Origin of the sequence: Sinorhizobium sp. 22678 (assembly GCF_052044265.1) — a bacterium.
In the GTDB taxonomy this organism is placed as follows: domain Bacteria; phylum Pseudomonadota; class Alphaproteobacteria; order Rhizobiales; family Rhizobiaceae; genus Sinorhizobium; species Sinorhizobium meliloti_A.
Window position 1 is genome coordinate 1 of the sequence record NZ_JBQEMS010000028.1, and the last position, 13,437, is coordinate 13,437.

At 60.2% G+C, this 13,437-nt stretch carries 12 protein-coding genes; 6 read left to right on the forward strand and 6 right to left on the reverse strand.

Annotation, left to right across the window (positions count from 1 at the left end; genetic code table 11):
* The 4 genes from napA to napE all read right to left on the reverse strand — a co-directional run.
* A partial coding sequence (napA, locus tag ACTJKL_RS27650) for a periplasmic nitrate reductase subunit alpha (RefSeq protein WP_440854320.1) occupies positions 1-2,299 on the reverse strand: 2,299 nt, incomplete at its 3' end.
* Entirely contained in the window at positions 2,274-2,561 is a 288-nt protein-coding gene (locus tag ACTJKL_RS27655; RefSeq protein ID WP_411921346.1) for a chaperone NapD, read from the reverse strand. The genes napA and ACTJKL_RS27655, both read right to left, overlap by 26 nt.
* Positions 2,554-3,054: a ferredoxin-type protein NapF gene (locus ACTJKL_RS27660; RefSeq protein WP_440854321.1), complete on the reverse strand. Its 501-nt coding sequence runs from the start codon at positions 3,052-3,054 to the stop codon at positions 2,554-2,556. The genes ACTJKL_RS27655 and ACTJKL_RS27660 overlap by 8 nt, the downstream gene beginning before the upstream one ends.
* A gap of 7 nt (positions 3,055-3,061) precedes the next feature.
* Positions 3,062-3,247: a periplasmic nitrate reductase, NapE protein gene (gene napE / locus ACTJKL_RS27665; RefSeq protein WP_100673466.1), complete on the reverse strand. Its 186-nt coding sequence runs from the start codon at positions 3,245-3,247 to the stop codon at positions 3,062-3,064.
* Positions 3,248-4,451: 1,204 nt separating this feature from the next.
* On the opposite strand from napE, the gene ACTJKL_RS27670 reads away from it, so the two are divergent.
* Positions 4,452-5,351, forward strand: coding sequence for a helix-turn-helix domain-containing protein (locus tag ACTJKL_RS27670; RefSeq protein WP_440854351.1), 900 nt, complete (start codon positions 4,452-4,454; stop codon positions 5,349-5,351).
* Positions 5,352-5,370: 19 nt separating this feature from the next.
* Here ACTJKL_RS27670 and ACTJKL_RS27675 read toward each other — a convergent pair whose 3' ends face one another.
* Complete coding sequence (locus ACTJKL_RS27675; protein ID WP_440854322.1) at positions 5,371-7,509, reverse strand: TonB-dependent siderophore receptor; 2,139 nt, start codon at positions 7,507-7,509, stop codon at positions 5,371-5,373.
* A 312-nt stretch (positions 7,510-7,821) separates the two neighbouring features.
* Here ACTJKL_RS27675 and ACTJKL_RS27680 point away from each other — a divergent pair, with 312 nt between their 5' ends.
* From ACTJKL_RS27680 to ACTJKL_RS27700, 5 genes are read left to right on the forward strand one after another with little or no spacing between them, the layout of a single operon-like run.
* Positions 7,822-8,817: an iron-siderophore ABC transporter substrate-binding protein gene (locus tag ACTJKL_RS27680; RefSeq protein WP_440854323.1), complete on the forward strand. Its 996-nt coding sequence runs from the start codon at positions 7,822-7,824 to the stop codon at positions 8,815-8,817.
* Positions 8,814-9,860, forward strand: coding sequence for a FecCD family ABC transporter permease (locus ACTJKL_RS27685; RefSeq protein ID WP_440854324.1), 1,047 nt, complete (start codon positions 8,814-8,816; stop codon positions 9,858-9,860). The genes ACTJKL_RS27680 and ACTJKL_RS27685 overlap by 4 nt, the downstream gene beginning before the upstream one ends.
* Positions 9,857-10,897, forward strand: a complete 1,041-nt coding sequence (locus ACTJKL_RS27690) for a FecCD family ABC transporter permease (protein WP_440854325.1) — start codon at positions 9,857-9,859, stop codon at positions 10,895-10,897. The genes ACTJKL_RS27685 and ACTJKL_RS27690 overlap by 4 nt, the downstream gene beginning before the upstream one ends.
* The gene (locus ACTJKL_RS27695; protein WP_379937608.1) at positions 10,894-11,736 is read left to right on the forward strand and encodes an ABC transporter ATP-binding protein; all 843 of its coding nucleotides are present in this window, start codon (positions 10,894-10,896) and stop codon (positions 11,734-11,736) included. Before ACTJKL_RS27690 ends, ACTJKL_RS27695 begins: the two co-directional genes overlap by 4 nt.
* Positions 11,733-12,803, forward strand: a complete 1,071-nt coding sequence (locus tag ACTJKL_RS27700; RefSeq protein ID WP_440854326.1) for a DUF2218 domain-containing protein — start codon at positions 11,733-11,735, stop codon at positions 12,801-12,803. Before ACTJKL_RS27695 ends, ACTJKL_RS27700 begins: the two co-directional genes overlap by 4 nt.
* Before the next feature lie 344 nt (positions 12,804-13,147).
* Here ACTJKL_RS27700 and ACTJKL_RS27705 read toward each other — a convergent pair whose 3' ends face one another.
* Positions 13,148-13,357, reverse strand: a complete 210-nt coding sequence (locus ACTJKL_RS27705; RefSeq protein ID WP_100673572.1) for a hypothetical protein — start codon at positions 13,355-13,357, stop codon at positions 13,148-13,150.
* Positions 13,358-13,437 lie beyond the last annotated feature (80 nt).

Here is a 13,437-nt window from a genome sequence, read left to right on the forward strand (position 1 = left end):
CGCCCTGGTTGATACCGCGATCGCGGGCGTCACCGGCATTCATGAAGCAGACGGCACCGGGGAACGCCTTGTAGAGTTCCGGCACCCGCATCGTCATCGAGCCGGAGTGCCAGTGCTCGAGGACGCGACCCGTCACCAGCCAGACATTGTATTCGTCGTCGGGAGATTCCGCCGGCGGCTCGTAGGGAACGGCGAGGATCACCGCCTTGCCGTCCGGGCGACCATAGAACTTCACGCCCTCCCCAGGCTTCACGTAGGGATCGTACCCTTCCCGGTAGCGCCAGAGCGTCTCCTTGCCGTCGACGACCGGCCAGCGCAGGCCCCGTTCCTCATGGTAGCGGTCATAGGGCGCCAAGTCATGCCCGTGTCCGCGCCCGAAGGAGGCATATTCCTCGAAAAGGCCTTTCTGGATGTAGAAGCCGAAGGCCTCCGCTTCCCGGTTGGCATATTCCATATTGATTTCGCTTGCGGGGAAACGGTCGACATTGCCGTTCTTGAAGAGCACATCGTAGAGGGTCTTGCCCCGATAGCCCGGATTGGCGTCGAGGGTCTCGGCCGGCCACACTTCGTCGGTGGTAAAGCGCTTGGAGAACTCCACCATTTGCCAGAGATCGGAACGTGCTTCGCCGGGGGCATTCACCAGTTGGTGCCAGACATGGGTTCGGCGCTCCGCATTGCCGTAGGCGCCTTCCTTCTCCACCCACATGGCAGCCGGAAGGATCAGGTCCGCGCTCATAGCGGTGATCGTCGGATAGACATCGGAGACGACGATGAAGTTCTCCGGGTTGCGATACCCCTGATAGGTCTCGTTCTGCGTATTAGGAGCCGCCTGGACGTTGTTGTTGACCTGCACCCAGTAGAAATTGAGCTTTCCGTCCTTCAGCATCCGGTCCTGCTCGACCGCGTGGTAGCCCGGTTTCTCGGGAATGATGCCGTGAGGCACGCGCCACATCTCCTCGGCATGCTTGCGGTGCTCCGGGTTTGTAACGGTCATGTCGGCTGGCAGCCGATGGGCGAAGGTGCCGACCTCGCGCGCTGTCCCGCAGGCCGACGGCTGGCCAGTAAGCGAGAACGGGCTGTTGCCGGGTTCGGAGATCTTCCCGGTCAACAGATGGAGGTTGTAGACCATGTGGTTGACCCAGACGCCGCGCACATGCTGGTTGAAGCCCATGGTCCAGAGCGACATCACCTTGCGGTTGGGATCGGCGTAGAGATCTGCCAATTGTTCGAGGAACCCGGCCTCGACGCCCGTCAGTTCCACGGTCTTGTCGAGCGTGTATTCCGACACGAAAGTCTTGAAGCTCTCGAAGTCGCTCGGGGTCATCTTCGCCGCATCCTTGGCGTTCACGGCCTTGACCTCGAGCGGATTGTCGGGTCTCAGGCCATAGCCAATGTCGGTCGCACCGATCATGAAGGTCGTGTGCTTGCTGACGAAATCCTCGTTCACACGGCCGGTCTGAATGATGTGATTGGCGATGTAGTTGAGGATCGCCAGATCGGTCCCCGGTTTGAAGACGATCGGAATATCCGCAAGATCCATGCTGCGATGGGTGAAGGTCGAGAGCACCGCGACTTTGACATGCTCGTGCCCGAGCCTTCGATCGGCGAGGCGCGTCCACAGGATCGGGTGCATCTCGGCCATGTTCGATCCCCAGAGCACGAAGGCGTCCGCGTGCTCGAAATCGTCATAGCACCCCATTGGCTCGTCCATGCCGAAGGTCCGCATGAAGGCGTAGGCCGCCGAGGCCATGCAGTGGCGGGCGTTCGGGTCGAGATTGTTGGAGCGGAAACCGGCGCGCATCAGCTTTGTGGCGGCGTAGCCCTCGAAGATCGTCCACTGTCCCGAGCCAAACATGCCGACGGCGGTCGGTCCCTTCTCCTTCAGCACCCGCTTCGCCTGCTCGGCCATGACGTCGAAGGCCTCGTCCCAGCTCACCGACTCGAACTCGCCGTCCTTGGCAAAGGCGCCGTCGCGCTTGCGCAGAAGCGGCGTCTTTAGACGGTCGATGCCATACATGATCTTGGAGAGGAAATAGCCCTTGATGCAGTTGAGGCCGCGGTTGACCTCCGCCTGCATATCGCCATGGGTGGCGACGACCTGTCCCTCCTTGACGCCGACCATGACGCCGCAGCCGGTACCGCAGAAACGGCAGGGCGCCTTCGACCACTTTATCTGCAACGCTTCCACACCGCCCGGCACGGGCTGCGCCGCCGCCGGAAGCGCAATCCCCGCCGTAGCTGCGGCGATGCCGGCCGCATGCGCCTTCAACATTTCACGCCGCGTCAGTTCGCCGGTCATGGCCGATCTCTCCTTGAGTTTCGACATGCTCAAACACCATGTTGGCTGCCACCACACCCTCGAGAACCGCGATACGCGAAAGACTTTCGCCGAGCATTCCGGTGCTCGTGCCCTCGATCACGACGACGATCTTTCCCGCCTCCTGGGCGTAAACCTCAACATTCGGCATCTCGGCGAGACTGTCGACGACGCGCTCTTGCATATTCGGCATCGTCACGATGATCGCGCTGGAGATGTGATAGGTCGCGCTTGGATCAGACATGCGCATCCTCCGTCGCGACCTCGCGAATGCCTATCGCCGCCACCGGACAGACGGAAAGACAGGCGCCGCAGCCGGTGCAGGCCTCTTCGCTAAGCTCCGGCAAGAAGGGTCCGCCGGCACGCGCACGGAAGCGGATCGCCTCTGTCGGACAGACATCGCGACAGGCCTGGCAATCGGTGCGGTTCTTGGCAAGACAGCTCTCGCCGATCATCGCGACGTGGGCAAAGTGTTTCAGCCGGCCGGTGAAGACCGGCTCCGGACAGAGTCCCTCGCATTGGCCGCAGAAGCTGCACTCGGCGACGGAGAAATCGAGCGCGGGACGACCTTCCACCAGCCGGATGATGTGCGTCGGACAGGCGTCGACGCATCGTCCACAGCCGGTGCAGGCCTCGATACTCGCGGCGGTTACGCCGGGGGGAAGGACACGTTGGCTTCGACCCACGTATCGGCCACGCAGAAAGTTTCGCCTCGATCTGTCGACAGACTCTCCCATTTCGCCCTCAATGCCCTGGCGGACCGGGAGGGCCGAAGACGATCTGGAACATCCAGACGAGAAATCCGTAGCCACCGACCACCCCCACGGCGACGATCGGCCAGATGCCGAATGCCAAGACGAGGAAGGTGATGAGTTCGTTTCGCCGCCGCCTGCGTGGCAGGCTCGCCCCCGACTGATCGGCATCCGGCATTCCAGCGTCTCCTCTCCAAACGCATGCGCCTGAAAGAAGTTTAGTGCCTCAAGCAGAAAAATAAAGGGAGAGCCCAGATATTCGTCCATTCAAATTCAAGCGCCCAAGAAGCGTTTCTGGCAGTTGCTTGGCGCTGCTAGCCGTTTGAAGGTGTTCCTCACTTTGTGCGTGACGGGCAGCGAAGAAAGCAGTCCGAGAGGTCTGCTATCCGGAAACAACCCGGCCATTCCCTGCACCTGTTCCAATGCTCTCAATGGTGCGGGAATTCGCCTTCATCAGCGTCGTGAGTGGGTGGAGAGCCGGACTTCGGACGCCCCTCGGCTGAAGTCTGCTCTGAACGCCGATAGCCGTCGCTGCTCGCTTGCGCCGAATGGTCGTGATCATGCACAGGGGCCGCAACGACGGAGCCCCGTGATTTGTGTCGGCGGCCTTCCTTGGCGGCTGCCACGAGCCTTCGATGATCGCCTCCTTGCCCCAGTAGGCGCGGATATAGAGTGAGAAAATTCCATCCGGTGCCGGCAGCCAGTTGCTTTCCTTGTCGGTACCGGGATTCTTGCGCCGGCATAATCGTCAGGGCTTCGTCGGCATCGCGGCTACGCCTTGGGCGGCGAGGTCCGCGCCTACTCGTCGAGAGACCGGAAACCAGGCCCGGAAGGCCTGTGAGACTGCCGAGGGCGGGGAAATGCAGCATCCGTGAGTGATAGCGAGCATAGCCACTCTCGCCTTCCTTTTAGGATGGGACCAAACAGAATGGTAATGTGACGTTCAAACCAGTTAGGGGCACGCCCCGATTGTCCAACCTCGTACTGGGGTAAGGACTCAGGTTCGAATGACCGGATCAGGTCAAGCCGCGCGGATTGGGCGAGGGCCGAACCAACTTCCGCAAAGGGTACTGATCGGAGCCGACGGCAGACTGTCTGCTGCGAGGAAACCCAACACGAAAGTGGATTTGGTAATGCCGAAGCCTCACGCCGCCCGTCACCCGTGCGACGGCATCGGCAATCGCCGACCGACCTCTCCCATGCCGCCGACGGGCTGCCGGGCGTCTTAATCGCGCAAAATAGAAGTCCAGCTTGCCAGCTTGCAAAAAAGATGAAAATACGACTCAGGTTATTTTGCCTGCGATGTGGATTGTCGAACGACAGTGCAATTTCCCTGCTCGCACCGACATTTTGCACCTAGAAGAGGACGAACTGATCTACAAATGAGCTTCTGGCATTCCATGACTTGGAAAACCGAAGGCATTCGGGTCACAGCGCCAGTTCAATGGCGCCAATACGATGGGATCGTCAGCGTCCTTTGGGAGGCGGAGAGTCAACCCGGTGCCAGTGGCTATTATCTCGCGGACGATCCGCGCATCATGTTTTTCTTCAACGACGTCTCGTCGAACGTTCGCATTTCGAACCAGGACACTGATCTGGCGAGGAATTCGCGCCCGATGGCGCGTGCCGTGTATGTTCCTGCCGGTGTGCCGTTGTGGACGGGCAGTCTGAAGACACATAGCTTCAGCCACCTCAATCTGCACCTTCACAAGGATCGGGTGTTACGGTTTCTGGCTCCATCGGTTGGGAGCTCCGCAGCGCTGACGGCGTTGCGCCGTCCGGTCGAGCTTCAAAACGTGGCGGCAATCGATGCGTTGGCGAAGCTGCTGGCCGACGAAATAAAGAGCCCAACCAAGCATACAGTCTATGCGGAGAGCCTTATAGGCAGCATCGTCGCGGGGCTTCTGGATATTCCTGCCGAGAGGGAGGAAAGGGCCGGCGGCAGGCTGACGCAGGCACAGATGAACAAGCTCATCTCGCATGTCGAAGCGCTTGGTGATTATCGTATGTCCGTCGCCGATATGGCCGCCGTCGTTGGCCTGTCCGAAAGCTGGTTTGCAAGCGTCTTCAAGCAGACAATGGGTAAGACACCGCTGCAATGGCAACTTGCAAAGCGAGTCGAGCTTTCGAAAAAGCTGCTCGGCGAAAGCGACCTGCCAGTCGCCAGCATCGCCGCGCAGCTCGGCTTCTCCGATCAGGCACACCTGACGAAGGTCTTCCGCCAGATCGTTGGCGAAACTCCCGCGGCCTGGCGGCGGATGCGGCAATTCCGGCAATCGTGAAGATCCCGTCGGCAAGTCCCTACCAAGTCTGGCGCAGCGTCGCGAGAATGCTGCGGCCCGGATTGTAGTAGACCGCCCCGGAGTCCTTGCTCGCCACGTGTTTTTCGTCGAATAAATTGTTGACGTTCAGCTGGAACGTGGTGTTTTCCTGAACCTTGTAAGTAAAGGCTGCATCGAAGACGACTGCACTTTCCGACGATGAGCTGTTGGTGATGTCCGTGTAATAGGCGTCCGCGTAGCGAGCTCCGAGCCCGAACATCATGTCGCCCCGCGCGCCGTCGCCCTCCAGCGTGTAAGTGCCCCACAACGAAGCAATATTCTTCGGGACACGCATGAGGCGGTTGCCATCATTAGCACCGCCAGGTTCTTCGATCTTTGAATCGATGTAGCTGTAGGCGGCAATCACGCTGATATTGTTCGTTACCTCCGCCTTGGCTTCGAGTTCGAAACCACGATGTCTGACCCTTTCGACGGTTTGCGGCAGATAGGTGACCTGGTCGAAAACCGTAATGTTGCCTTTCGTCAGGTCGTAGACGGAAGCGGTGAACACGCCCGGAAAGGCATCCGGACGATATTTGATCCCGACTTCATACTGCTTTCCCGTCGTGGGATCGCTACCTGCGGCAGGCGGCGCGGCCGACTCGGCGTAGCTGATGTAGGGCGCCAGTTCCTCGGTTATCTTATAGCTCGCGCCGATTCGCGTCGTAAATTCACTGTGGTTGCCAGCCCTTGTGGTACCCGCAAGGAGGTTCGTCTCGGTAAGATCGAGCCAGTCATTGCGCAAGCCGACACTCACGGTGAGCTTGTCGAAAAACGTCAGATCCTGCTGCAGATAAATCGCGTTGGTCTGCTGGTCGTTGTTCGTGCTGGCATAAGGCGCCATCGCGCCGGGCCCACCTGAATAGATCGGGTTTTCCCAATCGATCGAAGGCGCAGGCGTGTAAAAGTTAGCACTGTCCGATTCGTATTTATTGTAGTCGGCACCTAAGAGCGTGCGGCTTTCCACATTGTCGAGACTTGCTTCGTAAATCAGGTGAGCATCGATGACGAATTGTTCAGTCGATTTCTCATTTCCGAAGAAATAGCGACCCGCCACCGTCGAGCCATCGGTTGGCGTGCTGCCGATATAGGCACTGCCGAACCCGTCGTTCAGCTTGCTGTAGCGGGCGTTGGAGCTGACACTCAGGCCGTTGCCGAAATCGTGGTCGAAAAGAACGCTGTAGCTATTGCGGTTTGTCTCGGAAAAGTAATAGTCCGGCTCCCCAAAAAACTGATCCCTGTCGAAATCGGTCCCGAGTGGGTGGCCACCGCTCCCGGGAACTCCGTCCCTGTCGAGATGATCAAAGACAAATGTCAGATTTGTCGCGTCGGTGGGGCGCCACGTCAGGCCGCCCATGACGAAGTTCTCGTCATCCTGAGAATAATCGTATTCCGCGTCCGAGCGCTGAAATTTGCCGGTCAAACGGTAGGACAGGGTGTCGTTCGCTGTAAGATTGTCACCGAAATCAAAGCCGAGTTCCTTATGCGAGAACGAGCCGCCGGTGCCATAGACTTCACCGAAACGGTCGCTCTTCGGCGTTTTCGTGACATAGTTTATCGATCCGCCGGGTTCCGCCGCTCCAAAGCTTGAGGAGCTGGCGCCCTTCAACACCTCGATGCGCTCGAAGGCATAGGGCTCTTCCCTGACCCCTGCAAAGGTCCTGCCGATCGCCAAACCGTCGCGATACGTATACGGAGTGAAGCCGCGAATATCGAAGTAGTCGTAACGGTCGTCGGAACCATAAAAATCGGTCACGACCCCCGCCGTATATTGTACGACTTGCTCGATGGTGTCGGCGGCGCGTTCCTCGATTTCTTTGGAGGTGATGACGGATACCGAGGCAGGGGCTACCAGGATATCGGTCGGCATCTTGCCGGCGCCGGTCGTTTCGGTGGCGACGATCGACTTTGAATCGTCCTCCGTATTGAGAACGCTTCCGCCACCGGTGCCGCGCGCCACAATAGTCTCCAGCACCGTTGCGTCGCCTTCAGTGCCTGCGTCCTGTGCGAACGAGAGGACAGGCGTTAAAGCAAAAAGTGCTGAGCAGCCCAACAGAAATGCGTCTCGTGAACGAAACGGTACCCTCGTTGGCCAGCGGCCGGTCTGATCGATGTCCATGTCCATGTTCCAATTGACGTAAATGCTGAAAGCGGGCCCCAATACCAACGCCCTTTGAGGTCTCCGAACTGCATCGCGTCCGGCCGTCCGCTACACAGGAAAGCTGCGCTCAACCGGCCCCGGCGTGAAGCCGTTCTCCCACGAGCCGCTATTAACTGGAGCAGTATTGTCCAGTATTGTATGTTTCCCCGGATTTGTACGATCCTCCGGAAATCTGCGCGCACTTTCTGGATATCGGCGGCTTTGCCGTTGACGCCGCTTAATTAAGCTGAGACTCGGGGGTCAACTTAAAACCTTGGATGGAGTGTGGCGATGAGGCTGTTCCGTTTCGCTGTACTGGCAGTCATAGCCCTTCTTTGGACAGGCAGGCACGACACTGCGTTCGCTGCCGAGAGTGCTGCGTATCCCATCACCATCGAGCATGCCTTCGGCAGCACCATCATCGCAAAGAAGCCGGAGCGTGTCGCAACCGTCGCCTGGGCGAACCATGAGGTGCCGCTGGCTCTGGGCATCGTTCCGGTTGGAATGGCGCGCGCCAACTTCGGCGATGACGACAATGACGGCATTCTGCCGTGGGTCGCCGCGCGTCTCGGTGAACTCGAGGCTGAAAAGCCGGTGCTTTTCGACGAGGGGGATGGCATCGATTTCGAGGCGGTCGCCGCCACGCGACCGGACGTGATCCTCGCGGCCTATTCGGGCCTCAGTCAGGCGGACTACGACACGTTGAGCGAGATTGCACCTGTCATCGCCTATCCGCAGGCTCCCTGGTCCACCGACTGGCGCGAGACGATCCGGATGAACAGTGCGGGGCTCGGGATGGCTGCGGAAGGGGAAGCGCTGATAGCCGGCATCGAAGCTGAGATTGCCCTGACTCTTGAAGGATTTCCCGAGCTCAAGGGCAAATCGGCAATGTTCATTACTCATCTCAGCTCATGGGACCTCAGCGTCGTCAATTTCTACACGACCAACGATACGCGCGTCAGGTTTTTCGCCGATCTCGGGCTCAAATCGCCGAAAAGCGTGGTGCAGGCTTCACAAGCCGGAAAGTTCTCAGGCTCCGTCAGCGCCGAGCAGATCGATGCTTTCGACGATGTCGATATTCTCGTTACTTACGGCGACGGGATGCTTTTCGATGCCTTGAAAGCCAACGCGCTGATGCAGCATATGCCTGCCGTTGCACGGGAATCGATCGTCATGCTCGGCAACAACGCGGTCGGCAATGCCGCCAATCCCACGCCACTGTCCATCAGATGGGTCCTGAAGGATTACGTGAAGCTGCTCAGTGAGGCAGTCAAGAAGTCAAAATGACCGCCGGGATCATCAAGACATCGGACGGGCGTTGGTCGCCCGTGTCCCGTTCCAGCCGGATGCGAAGTCTTTGGCTGGCAGCGCTTTTCGCGCTTCTGGTGGTCTTGCTTGTCGCCTCTGTTACGGTCGGCACGCGCTATGTCGAGTGGGGCGATGTCGTCGCGGCGCTCGGCGGCGCGCAGGATAATATCGGTCGCGCATCGGTCGCCTTGCGCATTCCGCGGACGTTGCTGGCCCTGCTTGCGGGGGGCGCTCTGGGATTGGCCGGAGCGGTCATGCAGGGTGTGACCCGCAATCCGCTTGCAGACCCCGGCATTCTCGGCGTCAATATGGGGGCATCCCTCGCAGTTGTCATCGGCGTCGCCTGGTTCGGGATGTCGTCGCTGTATGCGTATATCTGGGTGGCCATCCTGGGTGCCGGATGCGCCGCGATCTTCGTCTATGCCATAGGTTCGCTGGGCAGGGGCGGCGCGACCCCTTTGAAACTGGCGCTGGCAGGCGCGGCAACGTCCGTCGCATTTGCGTCCATGGTCACTGCCGTCGTGCTGCCGCGTGGTGATATCGCAGGCGGTATTCATTCCTGGCAGATCGGTGGTGTTGGCGGCGCGACTTACGAGCGTATCCTTCCCTTGGTGCCGTTTCTGCTTGTCGGGTTCGTGATCAGCCTGCTGTCGGCCAGAAAACTCAACTCTCTTGCACTCGGTGACGAGCTTGCGACCGGGCTCGGCGAGAGCGTCGCAACCGCGCGGGCCGTTGCTTCCTTCGGCGCCATCCTTCTCTGTGGCGCGACGACAGCCATATGCGGGCCGATCGGCTTTCTCGGGCTGGTCGTGCCGCATCTCTGCCGCCTGTTGATTGGCGTGGACTATCGGTGGCTGCTGCCTTTTTCGACGCTGGCAGGCGCGTGCCTCCTGCTCGCCGCGGACGTTGTCGGGCGCATCGTCGCGCGCCCTGCAGAGATCGACGTCGGCATCGTCACCGCCCTGATCGGTGCGCCATTCTTCATCTGGATCGTCCGGCGACAGCGCGTGAGGGACCTGTGACAGTTCCCTCATCCACCCTTGGCGTCGTGATCGCACACCGTAGAAAAAGCGCGCGCAGGCACGCTGTCATTCTCGCGGTGTTGCTGACCCTGGTCGCAGTGGTCTTCGCCGTCACCTTGTCGGTTGGGCAATCCGTCACGCCGCCGAGCGATGTTCTGCGCGTGCTCCTCGGTGAACCGGTTTCGGGCGCATCCTTTACGGTGGGGCAACTGAGATTGCCGCGCGCCGTGCTGTCGATCCTTGCAGGAATATGCTTTGGACTGGGCGGCGTGGCGTTTCAGGTCATGTTGCGCAATCCGCTCGCCAGTCCCGATATCATCGGGATTACCTCTGGCGCTGGGGCGGCTGCCGTTTTCGCCATTGTAGTCCTGTCCATGGACGGGCCGATGGTTTCGGTTATCGCTGTCGTAGCGGGACTTGGCGTGGCGCTGCTCGTCTATGGCCTTTCCTTCCGCAATGGGGTCGCCGGCACCAGGCTGATCCTTGTCGGCATTGGCGTTTCCGCCATGCTGCAAAGTGTCATCGCCTATATCCTTCAATCGGCGCCTGCCTGGAATTTGCAGGAAGCGATGCGTTGGCTGACCGGCAGCGTCAACGGCGCTCAGCTCGGCCAGGCGCTGCCGCTTCTGCTTGCCCTCCTGTTGTTCGGGGCGCTGCTGCTCGTTCGCGGTCGCGATCTCGAGACATTGCGGCTGGGCGACGATACGGCGGCCGCTCTTGGAACGAGGGTCTCGCATACAAGGATGCTGGTGATTGTCGCCGCGGTCGGACTGATCGCGTCGGCGACCGCGGCAACGGGGCCGATCGCCTTCGTCGCTTTCCTGTCGGGCCCGATCGCCGGCCGGATCGTACGAAACGCCGGCTCGGTGTTCATCCCGTCTGCACTGACTGGCGCCCTTCTCGTGCTTGTCGCCGATTATGTCGGGCAGCACCTTCTGCCGAGCCGCTACCCTGTGGGCGTCGTAACCGGGGCGCTTGGCGCACCCTACCTGATCTATCTCATCGTTCGCATCAATCGGACCGGGGGGTCTTTATGACCGATCATCTGCTCGTCGCCAGCGGATTGACGGCCGGCTACGACAATACAGAAATCCTGCATGCGCTCGACCTCACCATTCCCCCGGGCAAAATCACGGTGATCGTCGGCGCAAATGCCTGTGGCAAGTCCACGTTTCTTCGCACGCTCTCGCGGCTGATCGCGCCCAGCAAGGGACAAGTTCTCCTCGACGGCAAGTCCATCCACCGGACACCGTCGCGAGACCTCGCCCGGACGCTGGGTCTGCTGCCGCAATCGCCGATCGCGCCGGAAGGCATTACCGTGGCCGACCTCGTCAGCAGGGGACGGCATCCGCATCAAAGCCTGTTTTCCCGCTGGACGCGACAAGACGACGAGGCGGTCGACCGCGCGCTTGAGGCGACAAAGACGTTCGACCTTGCCGAACGGCCGATCGACGAGCTCTCCGGCGGCCAACGGCAGCGGGTCTGGATCGCCATGGCACTCGCGCAGCAGACCGAGATCCTGCTGCTCGACGAGCCGACGACCTTTCTCGACATCAACCATCAGATCGAGGTGCTCGATCTGCTGACCGATCTAAACAGCACGCGTGGAACGACGGTGGTCATGGTGCTGCACGATCTCAACCTTGCTGCCCGCTATGCCGACCATCTCGTGGCGATTGCCGGTGGGCGCGTGCACATTTCGGGCACTCCGGAAGAGGTGCTCACCGAAGAGACCGTGCGGCATGTTTTCGGCCTCGACAGTCGCGTCATCAGCGATCCCACCTCGGGCCGGCCGATCATGCTGCCGATCGGGCGACACCGGATGGCCGTCATCGACGACACGAGCGATGCACCACAAAAGGAGAGTCGCGCATGAACGCAATTCATTCATTCAAACTGTCCGGCGTAGCGGTCTGCGGCAGCGCTGCCGACATGCTCGACGAGATCTGCGAGCATTTTGTCGAACATGCCGAGGTCGAACGGATAGACGACCTGGCGGTGCTGCGGAGCGAGCTCGGCGTCGCTCGCATCGGCATTGCAAACGCGGGCCTGTCGATCGAGCTCGACTGCCCGACACGTGAAATGCTGCACATGAGCCGTACGATCCTGGCGGAGCATCTTTTCTATTTTGCCGAAGACCAGCCGTTCGAATTGACCTGGTCGGAATCGATGTCCCTGTCGGTGCTGCCGAACCTTCATGAGGTGACCGTCGTCTCGGCGCACGATGTCACTCCGCATATGCGTCGCGTGATATTTTCCTGCGCCGATGTGACGCCTTTTGTGGGCGGCGACATGCATGTCCGGCTGCTGGTGCCGCCGAAGGGCAAACCGCCGGTATGGCCCGGCTCGCGGGAAGACGGCCGCATAGCGTGGCCGGAAGGCGAGAACAGGCTTCTGGTTCGTGCCTATACCATCCGTGCCGTCGATTTGGATCGGAGCGAATTGTGGATCGATTTCTTGCAGCATCCCGCTCCTGGCGTACCGACTCCGGGTGCAGACTTTGCGCGCGACGCGCAGCCCGGAGACGTGGCCGCCCTGCTGGGGCCAGGCGCAGGCGGTCTGCCAGCGGAGCGCTCCATTTTACTGATCGGCGACGAGAGCGCCCTACCAGCCATAGCACGGATCGCGGCCGAGGCTCCCACTGCAACGCATATACGTGCCATCATCGAGGTTGAGGACAAAGCGGAAGAGCAACCGCTTCCGACCGATGGCGTGCTCAACGTGCATTGGTTGCACAGGGGGAGCTACCCGGAAGATGCCGCCGATATTCTCGTCTCCGAGGCGAAAGCAGCGATAGAAGCCGTCGATGGCGAAACATTTGTTTGGGTTGCGTGCGAAAGAAGAGACATACGAGCTATCAGGACCTTCCTCAAAGCGCGGCAACATGATCGCAGGAAGATGTATGTCGCTTGGTACTGGGAAAGAGATGTGAAAATCGCATAATATATTGACGGGAAGCTTGCCACGGGGGGCCTGGAGTGCCGCAGCCGATCTGTAATGTGTTCTCCGACGCTACAGCTGCTGATCGACGGCGTGTTCGCCGATGCCCGGCATAGAAGTGCGAAGGTCTCACGTGTCGGCGTCGTGGTCCTCAATGGATGCAGGAGCCGCAAAATCGCTGGCGCTGGGACACTCTCGACAGTGGAAGCTATTGGTGGGCGGGCGGTTCGCATCCGCTCAAAGCGATGGACACTCTGAGGCTGGTCCGGGCCCGAAAGGCTAGGCAGGTCCAGCGGATGATTCAACCTGGCCTGCAATCCATCTGCGCCAAGGGTGACGGAACGCATTCAGGCATCTCGGCTGGCGACGGGTAGCTCGCAACGCCATTTTCTGACGCTCAGGCCTGGATGCTGTCCAGACCAGTTGCTGACATACATGACGGAACGGAACATACATTGCGTCAACGAGTCTTGGATCTCGAGCTCCAGGCGCTCCTCACGGCACTTTTCGGGTGCCGACAAAAGGCATACCGTCAGTACAAGCGTTACCGGCTCCATGATAATCCCCTCCCGCGGTGAAATTAAGCACACGCGGATAGCGGCAATGACCGTATTGATGGGCCCTATGAACCCATTCA

What these genes read in the sequence shown, in the direction of transcription:
- ACTJKL_RS27695 (WP_379937608.1), top strand. Translation starts at nt 10,894, where the DNA reads ATGACCGATCATCTGCTCGTCGCCAGCGGATTGACGGCCGGCTACGAC.
- ACTJKL_RS27675 (WP_440854322.1), bottom strand. Translation starts at nt 7,509, where the DNA reads ATGGACATCGATCAGACCGGCCGCTGGCCAACGAGGGTACCGTTTCGT.
- ACTJKL_RS27660 (WP_440854321.1), bottom strand. Translation starts at nt 3,054, where the DNA reads ATGGGAGAGTCTGTCGACAGATCGAGGCGAAACTTTCTGCGTGGCCGA.
- ACTJKL_RS27685 (WP_440854324.1), top strand. Translation starts at nt 8,814, where the DNA reads ATGACCGCCGGGATCATCAAGACATCGGACGGGCGTTGGTCGCCCGTG.
- ACTJKL_RS27680 (WP_440854323.1), top strand. Translation starts at nt 7,822, where the DNA reads ATGAGGCTGTTCCGTTTCGCTGTACTGGCAGTCATAGCCCTTCTTTGG.
- ACTJKL_RS27700 (WP_440854326.1), top strand. Translation starts at nt 11,733, where the DNA reads ATGAACGCAATTCATTCATTCAAACTGTCCGGCGTAGCGGTCTGCGGC.
- ACTJKL_RS27655 (WP_411921346.1), bottom strand. Translation starts at nt 2,561, where the DNA reads ATGTCTGATCCAAGCGCGACCTATCACATCTCCAGCGCGATCATCGTG.
- ACTJKL_RS27705 (WP_100673572.1), bottom strand. Translation starts at nt 13,357, where the DNA reads ATGGAGCCGGTAACGCTTGTACTGACGGTATGCCTTTTGTCGGCACCC.
- ACTJKL_RS27670 (WP_440854351.1), top strand. Translation starts at nt 4,452, where the DNA reads ATGAGCTTCTGGCATTCCATGACTTGGAAAACCGAAGGCATTCGGGTC.
- napE (WP_100673466.1), bottom strand. Translation starts at nt 3,247, where the DNA reads ATGCCGGATGCCGATCAGTCGGGGGCGAGCCTGCCACGCAGGCGGCGG.